General features: G+C 59.3%; 14 protein-coding genes and 1 pseudogene. 14 read left to right on the forward strand and 1 reads right to left on the reverse strand.

What is annotated here, in order from left to right:
• The 14 genes and pseudogenes from rfbF to AB2M62_RS16980 all read left to right on the forward strand — a co-directional run bounded on the left by rfbF (nt 1) and on the right by AB2M62_RS16980 (nt 13,033).
• Entirely contained in the window at nt 1-771 is a 771-nt protein-coding gene (rfbF, locus tag AB2M62_RS16915) for a glucose-1-phosphate cytidylyltransferase (protein WP_404335673.1), read from the forward strand.
• Entirely contained in the window at nt 735-1,841 is a 1,107-nt protein-coding gene (gene rfbG, locus AB2M62_RS16920; protein WP_404335674.1) for a CDP-glucose 4,6-dehydratase, read from the forward strand. Before rfbF ends, rfbG begins: the two co-directional genes overlap by 37 nt.
• Nucleotides 1,842-1,843: 2 nt before the next feature.
• Nucleotides 1,844-3,160: a lipopolysaccharide biosynthesis protein RfbH gene (gene rfbH / locus AB2M62_RS16925; protein WP_404335676.1), complete on the forward strand. Its 1,317-nt coding sequence runs from the start codon at nt 1,844-1,846 to the stop codon at nt 3,158-3,160.
• Nucleotides 3,161-3,188: 28 nt separating this feature from the next.
• Complete coding sequence (locus AB2M62_RS16930; protein WP_404335678.1) at nt 3,189-3,992, forward strand: transketolase; 804 nt, start codon at nt 3,189-3,191, stop codon at nt 3,990-3,992.
• Nucleotides 3,989-4,903 carry a transketolase family protein gene (locus AB2M62_RS16935; RefSeq protein WP_404335680.1) on the forward strand — a complete coding sequence of 305 codons (915 nt, stop codon included), beginning with the start codon at nt 3,989-3,991 and terminating at the stop codon, nt 4,901-4,903. The genes AB2M62_RS16930 and AB2M62_RS16935 overlap by 4 nt, the downstream gene beginning before the upstream one ends.
• A pseudogene (locus tag AB2M62_RS16940) lies at nt 4,896-5,602 on the forward strand (NAD-dependent epimerase/dehydratase family protein); the annotation flags it as partial. The gene AB2M62_RS16935 and the pseudogene AB2M62_RS16940, both read left to right, overlap by 8 nt.
• 12 nt (nt 5,603-5,614) lie before the next feature.
• Nucleotides 5,615-5,899, forward strand: coding sequence for a hypothetical protein (locus AB2M62_RS16945; protein ID WP_404340074.1), 285 nt, complete (start codon nt 5,615-5,617; stop codon nt 5,897-5,899).
• Entirely contained in the window at nt 5,896-7,125 is a 1,230-nt protein-coding gene (locus AB2M62_RS16950; protein ID WP_404335682.1) for a hypothetical protein, read from the forward strand. The genes AB2M62_RS16945 and AB2M62_RS16950 overlap by 4 nt, the downstream gene beginning before the upstream one ends.
• A 2-nt stretch (nt 7,126-7,127) precedes the next feature.
• Nucleotides 7,128-7,997, forward strand: a complete 870-nt coding sequence (locus AB2M62_RS16955; RefSeq protein WP_404335684.1) for a glycosyltransferase — start codon at nt 7,128-7,130, stop codon at nt 7,995-7,997.
• Nucleotides 7,997-9,070 carry a glycosyltransferase family 2 protein gene (locus tag AB2M62_RS16960; protein WP_404335685.1) on the forward strand — a complete coding sequence of 358 codons (1,074 nt, stop codon included), beginning with the start codon at nt 7,997-7,999 and terminating at the stop codon, nt 9,068-9,070. The genes AB2M62_RS16955 and AB2M62_RS16960 overlap by 1 nt, the downstream gene beginning before the upstream one ends.
• A gap of 88 nt (nt 9,071-9,158) precedes the next feature.
• Entirely contained in the window at nt 9,159-10,367 is a 1,209-nt protein-coding gene (locus tag AB2M62_RS16965) for a hypothetical protein (RefSeq protein ID WP_404335687.1), read from the forward strand.
• The gene (locus tag AB2M62_RS16970) at nt 10,364-11,461 is read left to right on the forward strand and encodes a glycosyltransferase family 4 protein (RefSeq protein ID WP_404335688.1); all 1,098 of its coding nucleotides are present in this window, start codon (nt 10,364-10,366) and stop codon (nt 11,459-11,461) included. Before AB2M62_RS16965 ends, AB2M62_RS16970 begins: the two co-directional genes overlap by 4 nt.
• Before the next feature lie 19 nt (nt 11,462-11,480).
• Nucleotides 11,481-12,296: a glycosyltransferase family 2 protein gene (locus tag AB2M62_RS16975; RefSeq protein ID WP_404335690.1), complete on the forward strand. Its 816-nt coding sequence runs from the start codon at nt 11,481-11,483 to the stop codon at nt 12,294-12,296.
• A complete protein-coding gene (locus AB2M62_RS16980; protein ID WP_404335692.1) occupies nt 12,293-13,033 on the forward strand; it encodes a glycosyltransferase family 2 protein in 741 nt (246 codons plus the stop codon). Before AB2M62_RS16975 ends, AB2M62_RS16980 begins: the two co-directional genes overlap by 4 nt.
• Here the strand turns inward: AB2M62_RS16980 and AB2M62_RS16985 are convergent.
• Nucleotides 13,018-13,782 (reverse strand): class I SAM-dependent methyltransferase, encoded by a 765-nt coding sequence (locus AB2M62_RS16985; RefSeq protein ID WP_404335694.1) that lies wholly within the window; start codon nt 13,780-13,782, stop codon nt 13,018-13,020. The two genes, AB2M62_RS16980 and AB2M62_RS16985, sit on opposite strands and share 16 nt — an antisense overlap.
• Nucleotides 13,783-13,881 lie beyond the last annotated feature (99 nt).

Genomic DNA, 13,881 nt, shown 5'->3' on the forward strand with positions numbered 1-13,881 from the left:
ATGAAAGCAGTCCTTCTCGCTGGCGGCCTCGGCACGAGACTCGCCGAGGAAACCGCAGCACGCCCGAAGCCGATGGTAGAAATTGGCGGTCGCCCGATCCTCTGGCACATCATGAAGATCTATTCGTCGCATGGCGTGAATGATTTCGTGATATGCTGTGGCTACAAAGGCTATCTTATCAAGGAATACTTCGCGAACTACTTCCTTCATATGTCAGACGTCACGTTCGACATCCAGAATAACGAAATGCAGGTTCATCAGCGGCGCGCTGAGCCGTGGCGGGTAACGCTGGTCGATACCGGCGAACTTACAATGACTGGAGGGCGGCTGCTTCGCGTCGCCGAACATGTTCGCGATGAGGAAGGCTTTTGCTTCACCTATGGGGACGGGGTAGCCGATATCGACGTTGCCGCGAGCATCGCCTTCCATCGCGAGCATGGGCGCGAGGCGACGCTCACGGCGGCAGCTCCTCCCGGCCGCTTCGGCGCCCTCGGGCTGCATGAGGGTCACGTCACCAGCTTCCAGGAGAAGCCTAAAGGAGATGGTGGACTGGTCAATGCCGGGTTCTTCGTGCTCTCTCCCTCGGTGCTGGGCCGCCTGAAGGACGACGCGACCGTGTTCGAGCAGGAGCCGTTGACCACCCTCGCCGAGGACGGCGAGCTGATGGCATATGAGCATCACGGCTTCTGGCAGCCGATGGACACGTTGCGCGACAAGCAGCATCTCGAAGGGATGTGGAGCGCTGGCGCGGCGCCGTGGAAGACCTGGTGATGCCTGTTCGGCCTGATCCCGCCTTCTGGTCGCAGCGGCGGGTGCTGCTGCTCGGCCATACTGGATTCAAGGGCAGCTGGCTGGCGGTCTGGCTGCAGATGATGGGGGCCAAGGTGCACGGCCTTGCGCTCGCGCCGCCCGAGGCTCCCAACCTCTACAACGCGGCCGGGGTGGCGGCCGGAATGAGTGAGACGATCGGCGACATCCGCGATCCGGCGGTGGTCGATGCAGCACTCGCCGCCTCCGAGGCGGAAGTCGTCCTCCACCTGGCTGCCCAGCCATTGGTCCGCCAATCCTATCGCGACCCGGTGGAGACCTATGCCACCAACGTGATGGGCACGGTCCATATCCTCGACGCCGTCCGCCGCGCGGATCACGTGCGCGCCGTGGTCAATGTCACCACCGACAAATGCTACGAAAATCGCGAATGGGTCTGGGGCTATCGCGAAGACGAGGCCATGGGCGGGTACGACCCGTACAGCAGCAGCAAGGGCTGCTCCGAGCTCGTCACCTCGGCATGGCGCCGGTCTTATTTCGCCGATCGCGGAATCGGGCTGGCGAGCGCGCGCGCAGGTAATGTCATCGGCGGCGGGGACTGGGCGAAGGACCGTATCGTTCCCGACCTGCTGCGCGCCTTCGAGGCGGGCAATCCAGCGCTCGTTCGCAACCCCAATGCAATACGGCCCTGGCAACATGTTCTGGAGCCCCTGTCAGGGTATCTCGTTCTCGCCGAGCGGCTTTTCGTCGGGGATGAGGCCGCCGCCTCGGCGTGGAATTTCGGGCCTGCCGAAGGCGACGCTCTGCCAGTGCGTGAGATCGCGGACAGGCTTGCCGCCAGCTATGGGAGCGGCGCATCCTGGGTCACCTCGACGGAGCCGCAGCCGCACGAAGCCAATTTCCTCAAGCTGGACATCTCCAAGGCACGAACGTATCTCGACTGGCATCCGACCTGGCCGATCGGCCGGGCGCTTGAAATGATCGTGGCCTGGCACCGGGGTTGGGCAACCGGCGAGGACACGCGACACCTCTGCGAGCTGCAGATCGGTGAATATCTGAAATGTAAGGAATGAGCATGGCCTCGACTGATGATCTGCGCGTCGATATTGCGGCGCTTGTCGATCAATATGCGGAGACCGCTTACGCCCCGCGTGCCTTCGTGCCCGGGGAAACGTCGGTACCGGTCTCGGGCAAGGTGATCGGCGCTGCCGAGCTGAAAGCGATGGTCGACGCGTCGCTCGACGGATGGCTGACGACCGGCCGTTTCAACGACGCGTTCGAGGCCGGTTTGGCCAAGTTCGTCGGCGTCGACTATCTGATCACCGTGAATTCAGGTTCGTCGGCGAACCTCGTCGCCTTCTCGACGCTCACTTCGCCGCGCCTGGGGGAGCGCGCGATCCGGCCGGGAGACGAGGTGATTGGCGTGGCGGCAGGATTCCCGACCACCGTCAACCCGATCCTTCAGGCGGGCGCAGTTCCGGTGTTTGTTGACGTCGATCTGGACACCTACAATGTCGACGCCTCGCTCATCGAGCAGGCGATCACGCCCCGCACTAAGGCGATTATGCTCGCTCACACTCTGGGAAACCCCTACAATCTCGGTGTGATCCGCGCGCTTTGCGATCGCTACAATCTATGGCTGGTCGAGGATTGCTGCGACGCGCTGGGTGCCACCTACGACGGCAAGATGGTCGGCACGTTCGGCGATATCGGAACTCTCAGCTTTTACCCGGCGCACCACATAACTATGGGTGAAGGCGGCGCAGTATTCACCAATAATCCCGAACTCAAACTCATCGCCGAATCGTTCCGCGATTGGGGCCGGGATTGCTATTGCAGGCCGGGCGTCGATAACACCTGCAACAAGCGCTTTTGTTGGAAACTCGGCGACCTCCCGTTCGGTTACGATCACAAATACATTTATTCGCATCTCGGCTACAATCTCAAGATCACCGACATGCAGGCGGCCTGTGGGCTCGCCCAGCTCGCCCGGATCGACGAGTTCGTTGCTGCGCGGCGCGCCAATTACGACTATCTGAAAGGTCGGCTGGCTTCGTGCGAGGCGCAGCTACGGCTGCCGCAACCGACGCCGAACTCAGATCCTTCATGGTTCGGGTTCCCGATGACGATCCGGCCCGACAGCCAGGTCCAGCGCGTTGACCTGCTCAATTTCCTCGAAGGTCAAAAGATCGGCACGCGCCTGCTGTTCGCTGGGAACCTCACCCGCCAGCCCTATATGAAGGGCCTGAACTACCGCGTCGCGAGTTCGCTCGAGAACACCGACATGGTGATGAACAATACCTTCTGGGTGGGCGTGTACCCGGGACTGACCGAGCCGATGCTGGATCATATCTGCACCTCGATCGAATCCTTCTTCGGGGTAAATTTCTGAGGTCCGGACGATGGTGACAAGACGCAACATGCGGTTTGACCCTCAGCAGCTCCGTCGCACCGTGCTCGACATGGCCTACGCCGGCCGGACGGTGCATATCGGCTGCGCCTTTTCCATCATCGACATCATGGCTGTGCTGTATCGCAGTCACCTGCGCGTAACGGTCGACGACCCGCGGGCGGCGGATCGCGACTATCTCGTGCTGAGCAAGGGGCATGGCGTGATGGCGCAATATGCCTGCATGCGCGAACTCGGCTGGATCACGGACGACCAGATCTCCGGCTATTGCTCGGATGGGTCGCAGCTCAAGGGGCTGTCGGATTCGCGTATTCCGGGTCTTGAAGTGACCTCCGGGTCGCTGGGTCATGGCCTTTCGGTCGGCGTCGGCATTGCGCTCGGCGCCCGCCGGCGCGGTACCGACCAACGTGTCTTCGCGATCGTGGGCGACGGTGAGATGAATGAGGGCCCGATTTGGGAGGCGATGCTGTTCGCCGGCCACAACGCGCTCGGCAATCTGACCGTAGTCGTCGACGAGAATGGCTGGCAGGCAATGGGGCGGACCCAGGCGGTGCTGCAGCTCGGCTCGCTGGAACAGAAGTTCGAAAGCTTCGGCTTTGATGCTGTCACGGTGGATGGCCACGACGAGCAAGCGCTCGACGTGGCTTTCGAGGCACTCCGCACCAACGGCACCGGACGTCCCAAAGCAATCGTGGCGCGTACGATCAAGGGTAAGGGTGTGTCGTTCATGGAAGACGACAACATCTGGCACTATACGCGGCTTGACGACGTGCGGTATCAACAGGCGATTGCCGAATTGGAGGCCGCACGATGAGGGAGGCCTTTTCCGACGCGCTCGTCCAGCTTGCGAACGAGGATGATCGCGTCCTGTTGCTTACCGGCGATCACGGCTACGCGCTCTTCGACCAATTCCGGACGCTGCACCCCGACCGCTTTATCAATGCCGGCATCGCCGAGCAGAACATGGTCGGCATGGCCGCCGGACTCGCGCGCATGGGCTTCCGCCCATTCGTCTATGGCCTGAGCGCATTTGTGCCGGTGCGGGTACTCGAACAAATCAAGATCGACGTAGCGCACGATGATCTGCCCGTCGTCTTTATCGGGGATGGGGCCGGGTTCGTCTACAGCTATCTCGGCACGAGCCACCAGTCGCTGGAAGACATCGCCTGCTGCCGCGCTATCCCGGGCCTTACGATACTCTCGCCCGCCGACCGTCACGAGCTGAAAGCATCGATGCGGCGCGCCCACGACCTGGGGGGTCCCGTTTATTTGCGGATGGGAAAGAGTGACCGCGGGGACGTGCACCAGGGCCCGCTCGTTGCCGGGCTTGAGCAGCTCCATCTGCTCAAACCTGGCAAGCCGGGCGGGACTGCCGTACTTGCAACTGGCTCCATGGTTTGGACGGCCTTGCGCGTTGCCGATGCCCTCACCGATCTCGCCGTCTGGAGCGTGCCGCAGCTCAAGCCCTTTTCCGGCGCCGGTCTTGTGCCGATTTATGAAGCCGCAACACAGATCGTGACCATTGAGGAACACTCGATGATGGGCGGGCTCGGCGCGTTGATCGCGGAGGAAAGCTCGACCCTCAACCCGCTCCGGATCCTGCGCATTGGGGTTGAGGATCGCTTTTCCGAGCACGCGGGGTCTTACGAATATCTGCTCCATGAGCACGGCCTGGATGTCACTCGCGTCACCGAGCGTATCCAGGCATTCGTTGGCAATGGCTGAGCCACGCGCCCCTGACATCCGTCACCTATATCTCACAGGGGGCACCGGCTCGGTAGGGCGCACACTGCTGGATCATTTGGCGGAGGGATGGCGGCAGGAAGCAAAAGGACCCCGCGTCACGGTCCTCACGCGAAATGCTGTCGCGTTTCGCGCGCGCTATCCGCTCTTTGCCTCGTTACCCTGGCTTGACTTGCAGACCGGTGACATTGGCGCGATCCCCGACCTGCCGGATGATGTCAGCCACGTGGTGCACGCGGCTGCGGACACGCATGCTGATGCCGGACACGTCGAATGGATTGATCAGATCGTCTCGGGGACCGCCCGCGTGTTGCGCGCCGCCCGGCGCGCCGGTTCGCCGCGGTTCCTGCTGCTCAGTTCCGGCGCGATCTATGGCCCCCAGCCGGCAGCGGTCGAACGGATCCCGGAGACCTATTGCGGCGCGCCCGACCCGGCGAGGCCCAGCAGCACCTACGGTCAAGCCAAGCGGGTGGCTGAGCAACTCGCGACTGCGTTCTGGACTGAACACGGGCTGCCGGTCGTTACGGCGCGGTTGTTCGCGTTCGGCAGCCGGCACACGCCCGATCCGGCCCCTATGCGCTGGGAAACCTTGTTCGTGATGCGTTATCGACGGGTGCGGAGCCACTGCAGGTGCAGGGAGATGGCAGTGCGGTGCGTTCCTACCTTAGCGGCGCCGACATGTCACAGGCTCTTATGCTGCTGCTGCAGCACGGAGCGGCGGGTACTCCTTACAATGTTGGTTCAGATGAACCGGTGTCAATCGCCCGGCTCGCCGAGTGTGTGCGGGACAGGCTGAGCCCCGGGCGCGAGATCGTCTTCGGCAGTGCTCCCGCCAATGCCGGGCGATCGCGCTATGTTCCGGATGTCGAGCGGATCCGGGCACTGGGTGCAACGATGCGCTCTTCCCTTGATGCGGTGATCGACGAAGCCGCGGACAGCATTTCTCTCACATCCGCTCCGGTCCGTGTCGACGTATGATCGCGCGTTCCTCGCCTGTCGTTCGGAAGTTGGCCGGCTATGGGCTTGTGGCAGGCTTGCGGCTGGCGGCAATCCTGATCGGGGTTGTGTATGTTAAAGTGTACACTACCAGCATGGCGCCGGAAGCGCTCAGCCGCTTCTTCTATCTAACGACTGCCTCCTATCTGCTTAACGCGCTGATTTTCATCCCTTTCGACTTTTATCTACAGGCTTATGCGGCAAAGGCTGGGGATGCGCTTCCCTTGCGTCCTATGCTGCGGCTCACGGCGCTGATGCTGGGCGGAGCCCTGGTTCTCGCAGCGGGATTGGGTGCCGCGTTGATCGCCTGCCGACAGTTACTGCTGACTGAATTGATCGGCTTATATTTGATAGCGGCATTGCTGTTCGGCTGCACCAGCCTGCGGAATTTGCTGAACAACCGCGGTCATTCCAGTTTCGTCGCAGCGATGCTGCTGGTGGAATCCGTCGGGCGCGTCGGCGCCTTTCTCCTCACCACTCTGTTTGCTCGTCCAGAGGGCGCGTTGTTGTTCTACAGTTCTGGCCTCGCGCTGGCCGCGGTTCTCGCCATCCTGCTGCTGTTCGCCGCGCGGAAGCTGGACTGGCAATTTCAGCCCCATACCGAAGTTCCAGCGATCGGCACCGTTGGCCGCACCTCGCTTCCGATCTCCTTCGCGGCGGCCGCGGACCTTGTGCAGACCCAATCCTATAGGCTTGTATACCAATGGGCAGGAAATCCGGGTGCGGCAGCAATCTTTGCAGTGGTCGTCAACGTCGGATCCTCCGGCATGGCAGCTGCTTCCCAGATCTATTCGCAGATCCTGTCCCCGCGCCTCTATGCCTCGCAGGGCGCATTCCTCCGCAGCTACGTCGGCCTCGCAGCAGGCCTGACCGTCGCGGTTGCGCTGATTGGTTGGGCATTTTCCAGCCTGCTGATCCGGTTGATCACCTCCGCCACCTACGTACCCTTTGCCCATCTGATCGTCGTTGGCGTGCTGATGCAGGGTGCCAATCTGATCCTCAACGCGATGGTGGTGCGGGCCACGCTTCGTGGAACGACGACCAATTTGGTCGCAAGCGCCGCCCTGGGCGCGGTGATCGCCGCAATCGGCTACGCGCTCGCCTTGACCTATGCGCCCGACCGGGCAGACGCTATCGCCGCGCCTCTGCTCCTATCACAACTTGCAGTGCTCGCCAGTCTCACGTTCCTCGAGCGTCGGAGAAGATGATGATGACGCGAACCGATCAGGTCACCTTCGTCGTGTTCACCTACAACGAAGCGTCGCGCATCGAGCGGGTGCTTCTGAACCTCCGCGACAGCGGCCCGGTGCTCGTCGTGGACAACCACAGTGCAGACGACACGCGTGAGATCGCGCAGCGACTTGGCGCGCGCGTATTGCTCAACAAAAACCCTGGCTGGGTCGAGGATGAGGTCACGGCGCAGGTGGTCAAGGCCGCTGTGAGCACGCCTTGGATATACTGGGGCTATGCGGACGAAATGCTCTCTGCCGAGATGCTGAACCACCTGATTTCATTGGTCGAAAGCGACAAATACGACGTTGTCAGCATTTCGAAGAAAAACTATTTTTATGGACGGTTTTGTTACGATGCTTTCGCAGGAGGCGCCCTGCCCCGCCTCTTCCGCAAAGAGGCAGTCGATTTCACGGGCAACAAAATTCACCATTTCGGCCGCCTGACGGTCCTGCCAGGCCGCGTATGCCATCTCGATAGCAGTCGATTTTTTGTTCATCAATTCATAGCGAACTCCACCAAGACGATGATGAGCAGCGTAGAACGCTACTCGGATATCGAATTGGCCCAAGGGTCATCGGCGGGCCCTGCCCGCATGATTGCGCGACTTTTTAGAACTTTTTTCTCCAACTACTTTGTACGGGGAGGACACAAGGCTGGACTTGAAGGATTCTACTTCTGTTTTTACAATATGATCTATGACATATTATTGGAAATGAAGCGCTTTGAACGCGAGCGCAGCTATTCACGCCCAAAGATCGAGCAACTCAATGATGTCTGGCGGGATGCGATGTTGAAGCAGCAAGAGGTGCTGCAGGTCGGGAAGAGTTCCGCGGAGGACCAATCTTGATGTCGGGCGCAATTCTCAATTCACTGTCGCGCCCTCAAGCCGACGCGCACCGGAAGCCGTCGTCTCGCGGGATGCTCGATCTCGGGGAGGCGCCTTGCAAACTCGTCTACAGCCAGGGCGAGCAGGACAGCCCGCCTCGCGTTACGATTGCCATTCCTACCTATAATCGGCCCACGCTTCTGAAAGAAGCAATAGAGTCCGCTCGAGCACAAGCCGGCCAACACGATTACGAGGTAGTAATCGTAGACAATGCGTCTTCACCCGAAAGTCGCGAAGCAACTCTGAAGATGCTGTACGAATACCCGAACTTAAGGCTTCGGTACTACGTTAATGCAGATAACGTTGGTATTTTTCCGAATTGGAATCGATGCCTTCACCTGGCACGCGGCGAGTGGGTGTCGGTACTCAATGACGATGACCTTCTCAGGCCAGACTTTCTGGACGTTATGATGGCGAAGGTTGACTCTCAACCGGAGTTGGAGGCGCTGATCTGTCAGCGCGCCGTTCTGGACCTACGAGATATTCGGAACCCCTATCGCGGCTGGAAAGCAGATCTTCACAGCAAACTCGTCCAGTGGGCACGGTTCAAGGGACGGTCCGAAATCCGATTGACACCGGCACGATTGTTTTGGGCAAATATTGCTGGCAGCTCGCTTGGCGCCCTTTACCGTCGGGCCAGCGTGGTGGATCTCGGCGGTTTCAACCCAGGCGATGCACCGATCGCGGACTACGCGCTGAACATTCGATTGGCCATTCGTACCAATTTCTGGCAGGTGCCCGAGCCGCTTGCCGTGGTTCGAATTCAGGTCAACGAGACCATGAAGCCCGAGACCTTGCGAGGGGTATTGCTACAGAACTACCGCCTCCGATCGAGCCTGATCGAGCGCGGCTCGGTGCCCCAACGGTGGGGACGATGGACGCGCCACCTGTTGGCCCATGAGCTAGGCGCAGCGCAGAAACGGTGGGGCCAACTCCTCGACGGGGCGACCATGGCGGAAGCGCTTTCGATCCCTCCCATCAAGTCCAGCGCGGGCTGGATGTATATCGTCAGGCTCCTTCATGGCGGAGTGTAGGCGCCGCTGCGCGAACCACGGGCTGGCATGCGCAGTTCGCTTCGGCTAAGCAAATTCGAACCGCCCGGACAGCGAGACCCTACCGCCCATGCTGCTATTTTTCATTCTGGCGATGCTGTTCATATTGCACGCACAGTTCTTGATAAGAAATTTGCTGTTCAACACCTATGAGGCAAATTTCTTTCAATTTACTCAGTCTTATCTTTTCGACAGGCATATCGCGGCCCTGAGCCTGCTGTTCACCGTTCTCTGCGCCGCGGCATTCGCCATGAGCTATGGCCGCGCCTACGCCATTCGCAGCACGGATGCGGATCGCCCCCCGGTCAGTGACTACAGCATACGAATGATAATGCGCGTCGGATCCCTGTTTGCAATAATACAGATAATCGCCAATTTCACCTTGGCCTTCTACTCGGATTTCCAATATCAAACGATGGCGGAGACGCTCGAGTCCAGCGCTTTCGTGTTTGAGCTTAGAGCTGTATTTTTGCTTTGCCTGTCCTTCTTGACCTTGAATGTGCCTCCCAAGGTACTGTTCACTTCGCCGCAATTTAGATTGCTGCAGATCATATTGGTCGCGTACGCGCTCTCAATCATCGTCGTGCAGTCCCGCTCGCGCGTGTTCGAGTTCGCCACGATACCGGTATTCGCCTATCTGATGTGGACCCAGGACCGAATTCGGCTGCAGTACATTGCAGTGCTCCTCGTTGCACTTGTCGCCCCCAATGTGATCGTCCTCGGGCGACTAGGCATCCCCGACGACACCGAGCTGCTGATCAACGGTCTATTTTCCATAGAGTATAGCGTTACGCTGAACAACTTCTTGGGTGGCGCAATCGAGCACCGCTACATTTTGCAAGAATCATTCACGTTTTTGAATTCTCTTTGGCTGGTGATCCCGTCTCCGATCAGAACCTTAATCGGTATTGATGTTGTAAAGAGCGATGCATATGATGCACTCGTCCACATTGCGGATGTGCGTAATGGCGGCTATTCCATGTTGGCCGAAATGTTTCAGAATTTCGATTGGTGGGCGATTATGGCGTTTGCTTTATTCGGGTGGATCATTGGCGCACTCAATCGCAGTGCTCGTCGTGTTGGATCCGTGGGTATTTTCTCGGCGATGGCACCGATGATTTATGTGGCATTCGTGGTTGCGTTGCGCAACGACTTCGGAGTTCTGCTGAAGTTTATAGCTCAGCTGATGGTGGTCGCTTCTTTTCTTCGTATATTTATAAGATTTACTTCGCCGGCCGCGCCCTCTCCGTCTGGGCTTGTCGTGGGAAGCAGCGCGTGACATCAGTTGCTCGGCAGCCCACCCGGCGAGTTTTTGACAATATCATATTTGGTTTGCAGCAGACCGGTGGCATCGGTCGCTTCTGGTCCAAAATTGTCCAGCGCCAGGCGACGCGGCAAGACACGCTCTTTGTGCGTCAAAATCGGCGGCGCAGCGTGTTTGAGCCAGCGTTGCCGGCTGATCGAGTTCTAGGCGATCGGAGCCTCCCGATCGAGATCTCACGCTACCTCGACTTCGGTAAGCGCTTCGGCGCGCAACCTTACATTTTCCACTCCAGCTACTATCGAAGCAATCACAGCCCCGGCGCGATAAACGTAGCCACTGTTCATGACCTTATTTATGAGAAGTTCGAGAACAGTTTCGCCCGAACGGTACATGTCTGGCAGAAATCTCGCGCTCTTCGACAGGCGGATTGTCTGGTCTGCGTGTCAGATGCCACACGTCGTGACCTGCTGTCACATTATCCGTTTTGCGCGAAGAAGCGCATCGAGGTGATCCCAAACGGGGTAGACCCACGCGATACCAGCGCTCTGGTCGCACCCCTGCCCGCAGAAGTCGGCGGGGGCCGCTTCATACTGTATGTAGGACATCGTGGTTCCTGCAAAGGTTTTGACCGCGTATATTGGCTGCTTGAAGCGCTCGCGGAAGACATTCGATGCGTGGTGGTAGGAGCCCGGTTTTCGCCAGACGAGCACCGTGCGATAGCGGCTCACCAGCTGGAGGCCAGGATGGTTAATCTTGGGCGGGTCGACGACGACACCTTATCTGCTCTTTATGCTGAGGCCGAGTTCTTCTTTTTTCCTTCGCTATACGAGGGGTTCGGGATTCCGCCGCTTGAGGCGATGCAGCATGGTACACCCGTGCTGGCTACCAGCAGATCGTCGGTGCCCGAGGTGGTGGGAGATGCGGCACTCCTTTTCGACCCGGACGACCGCGAAGCCATGATCCACAACGCTCGCACCATCCTGGCCGGGAAGGGCGTCGCTGGAATGCGGTCGCGTGGTCTTGCACGTGCCGCAGCACTTAGCTGGGAATCGGCGCTCGATCTATACGATGCCCTTTATGATGATCTGCTAAACACCCCAGGCCATTGAGGCGAAATTGTATTCGGTCGTGATCCTGACCTACAACGAGTTTGTTAATATAGCAGATTGTATCGCATCTATTCCGAGTGATGATGTAGTTGTGTTCGACTCGCTGAGCACGGATGATACATGCATCATCGCGCTCGGCGCCGGCGCGCGTGTATTGGAAAGGCCGTTTGACACATACGCGCGTCAGCGGAATGCCGCGCTACAGCTACCCATATTCAAATATCCGTGGGTACTTATGCTGGATGCTGACGAAAGGATGACATCGGCGCTTCACGACGAGATCGTAGCTCGTCTAGAGCGTGTTGGCCCTGAGACAGGCATGTTTAGAATGCGGCGGCAGGACATTTTTCTCGGACGGTGGTTGCGACGCAGCTCGGGATATCCGACGTGGTTCGGTCGACTGATGCGTTGTGGAGCTGCCCATGTGGAACGCGACATAAACGAGGAATTTCGCACCGAACTGACGATCGAAGAGTTGGCCAACCACATCCTCCATTATCCATTCAACAAGGGGGTCGATTACTGGTTCGAGCGACATAACCGTTATTCGAGTATGGAGGCGGAGGCACTAGAGCGCGAACGGCTTCGCCGCGTCGCCTGGCGTGACATTCTGTCAAGAGATCCTATGATGAGGCGCAAGGCCGCCAAGCAATTGGTCTATCGGATGCCGATGCGACCAACGTTGATTTTCTTGTATCTGTATATTGCGCGCGGCGGATTTTTAGATGGCCGGGCAGGTTTCCTTTTCTGCCGTATGCGAGCCGTGTATGAAAGTATGATCGATATCAAGTCTGTGATACTCTCGTCCGCCAGGTCGCCGAAGGATCGCCGATGAAGATCTCGGTGATCACTGCGGTTTACAATAATGTCACTGAAATTGCGGGAGCAATCGAGTCGATTCTCGCGCAGCGGGGGACAGACGTGGACCTTGTCGTGGTAGACGGGGGCAGCACCGACGGTACGCTGGAGATACTGGACCGCTATCGCCCACATTTTGGTGCCTTCGTGTCAGCAAGGGATGGGGGCATCTATCCAGCGCTCAACCGGGGACTGAAACTCGCGACCGGAGACTATGTCGGTTTTCTTCACTCCGACGACTTGTTCGCCTCGCGCGACGCGCTCGCAACGCTTTTCGGAGGCGTGGGTGATGCGCGCCCGGACGCCATGTGGGGCGATCTTAACTACGTCCGAAAGGCCGACCCCTCATCCGTAGTCCGCCGCTGGACGTCGACGGACTATTCGCCACGCCGGCTGCGCTGGGGATGGATGCCGCCTCACCCCACACTATACGTTCGTCGTGACCGCTTTCTCGGGCTGCAGGGCTTTGACGAGACGATGCGTATCGCAGCCGACTACGATTTCATCCTTCGATTGTTCTCGGCCCCCGGCGACTATCGCTATGTTCCGGGAACCGTGGTGGCAATGCGGACGGGAGGTGCGAGTAACCGCTCGCTCCCGGCGATGCTGCGCAAGTCGTTTGAGGATGCCACCGCGCTACGGCGTGCAGGAATCTCGGTCACTGCGGCGCTCGCCGGCAAGAACCTGGGCAAACTCCATCAATTCTTCGCTTGACGGCCTGAAGGTACTCCGGGAGTCTGCGCCTTCCGCACGAACACGATGAGCGTCGCTCCAAGCGACCGGGGCAGCAGCCTGTGCAGGATCATGAAAGCACGATATATAAGAGCGTTGTTGAAGTGATAGGACGGTTCGGCTGAGGTCGCGTAGACGATGACCTCGGCTGCTCGACCGAACAGTCGTCGCAGGGTGCGCGGTGTATTCATTCTGTAACGTGTGGGGAAGACGTCCTCTGGCAGACGATGAGGCTGGACCCTGGCAAGAACCTTGCTGTGATGGGTATTCTTCACGAGCATGGCCATCAACGCGACATAGCCGAATTTATTCGGCGTACTGGCGCATAGCACCCCGCCCGGTTTGAGCACGCGTAGCAGCTCGGCCGCAGCGGTTTCGGCATCGTCTACGTGCTCGAACACGTTGTTGGAGAGGATCAGATCGAATGTGTCGTTCGTGTAGGGCAGAGGCTGCCCCGGCTGGAGGACCGTGGCATCGTCCAGGAACGGGTTCTGCAACACTACCGGGTCGAGATCGCATCCCGCCACCCGCGCACAGCGCCCCTTGAGCGTCTGCAACCATTGTCGATAGGGAGATGGATCGGAGAGAATGTTCGCTCCGCGGCCTGCGCCGAACTCGAGCACCACGTCGGTCGGCCGCAACATCGCGGCAACCTGCGTGTACATTCCGACAGTGCCGTCCAGGTGAGAGAAGCCCGCAAGTGCCGTTTCCGGGAAGAAGCGGATCTTCAACCGGTCCGCCTCAACGGCCTCGTACTTGGTCGGTGGGCCTACCATACGCTTACATACCTCCGTTTAAGCCGCGATCGGGAGGCGATCCTGTTACCTTTC

It is taken from the genome of Sphingomonas sp. MMS12-HWE2-04 (assembly GCF_044881185.1).
Taxonomy (GTDB): Bacteria; Pseudomonadota; Alphaproteobacteria; order Sphingomonadales; family Sphingomonadaceae; genus Sphingomonas.

Excerpts from the sequence above, each read along its gene's own strand:
- rfbF (WP_404335673.1), top strand. The coding sequence starts at position 1 with ATGAAAGCAGTCCTTCTCGCTGGCGGCCTCGGCACGAGACTCGCCGAG.
- rfbH (WP_404335676.1), top strand. The coding sequence starts at position 1,844 with ATGGCCTCGACTGATGATCTGCGCGTCGATATTGCGGCGCTTGTCGAT.
- AB2M62_RS16930 (WP_404335678.1), top strand. The coding sequence starts at position 3,189 with ATGCGGTTTGACCCTCAGCAGCTCCGTCGCACCGTGCTCGACATGGCC.
- AB2M62_RS16935 (WP_404335680.1), top strand. The coding sequence starts at position 3,989 with ATGAGGGAGGCCTTTTCCGACGCGCTCGTCCAGCTTGCGAACGAGGAT.
- AB2M62_RS16945 (WP_404340074.1), top strand. The coding sequence starts at position 5,615 with ATGCTGCTGCTGCAGCACGGAGCGGCGGGTACTCCTTACAATGTTGGT.
- AB2M62_RS16950 (WP_404335682.1), top strand. The coding sequence starts at position 5,896 with ATGATCGCGCGTTCCTCGCCTGTCGTTCGGAAGTTGGCCGGCTATGGG.
- AB2M62_RS16955 (WP_404335684.1), top strand. The coding sequence starts at position 7,128 with ATGACGCGAACCGATCAGGTCACCTTCGTCGTGTTCACCTACAACGAA.
- AB2M62_RS16960 (WP_404335685.1), top strand. The coding sequence starts at position 7,997 with ATGTCGGGCGCAATTCTCAATTCACTGTCGCGCCCTCAAGCCGACGCG.
- AB2M62_RS16965 (WP_404335687.1), top strand. The coding sequence starts at position 9,159 with ATGCTGCTATTTTTCATTCTGGCGATGCTGTTCATATTGCACGCACAG.
- AB2M62_RS16980 (WP_404335692.1), top strand. The coding sequence starts at position 12,293 with ATGAAGATCTCGGTGATCACTGCGGTTTACAATAATGTCACTGAAATT.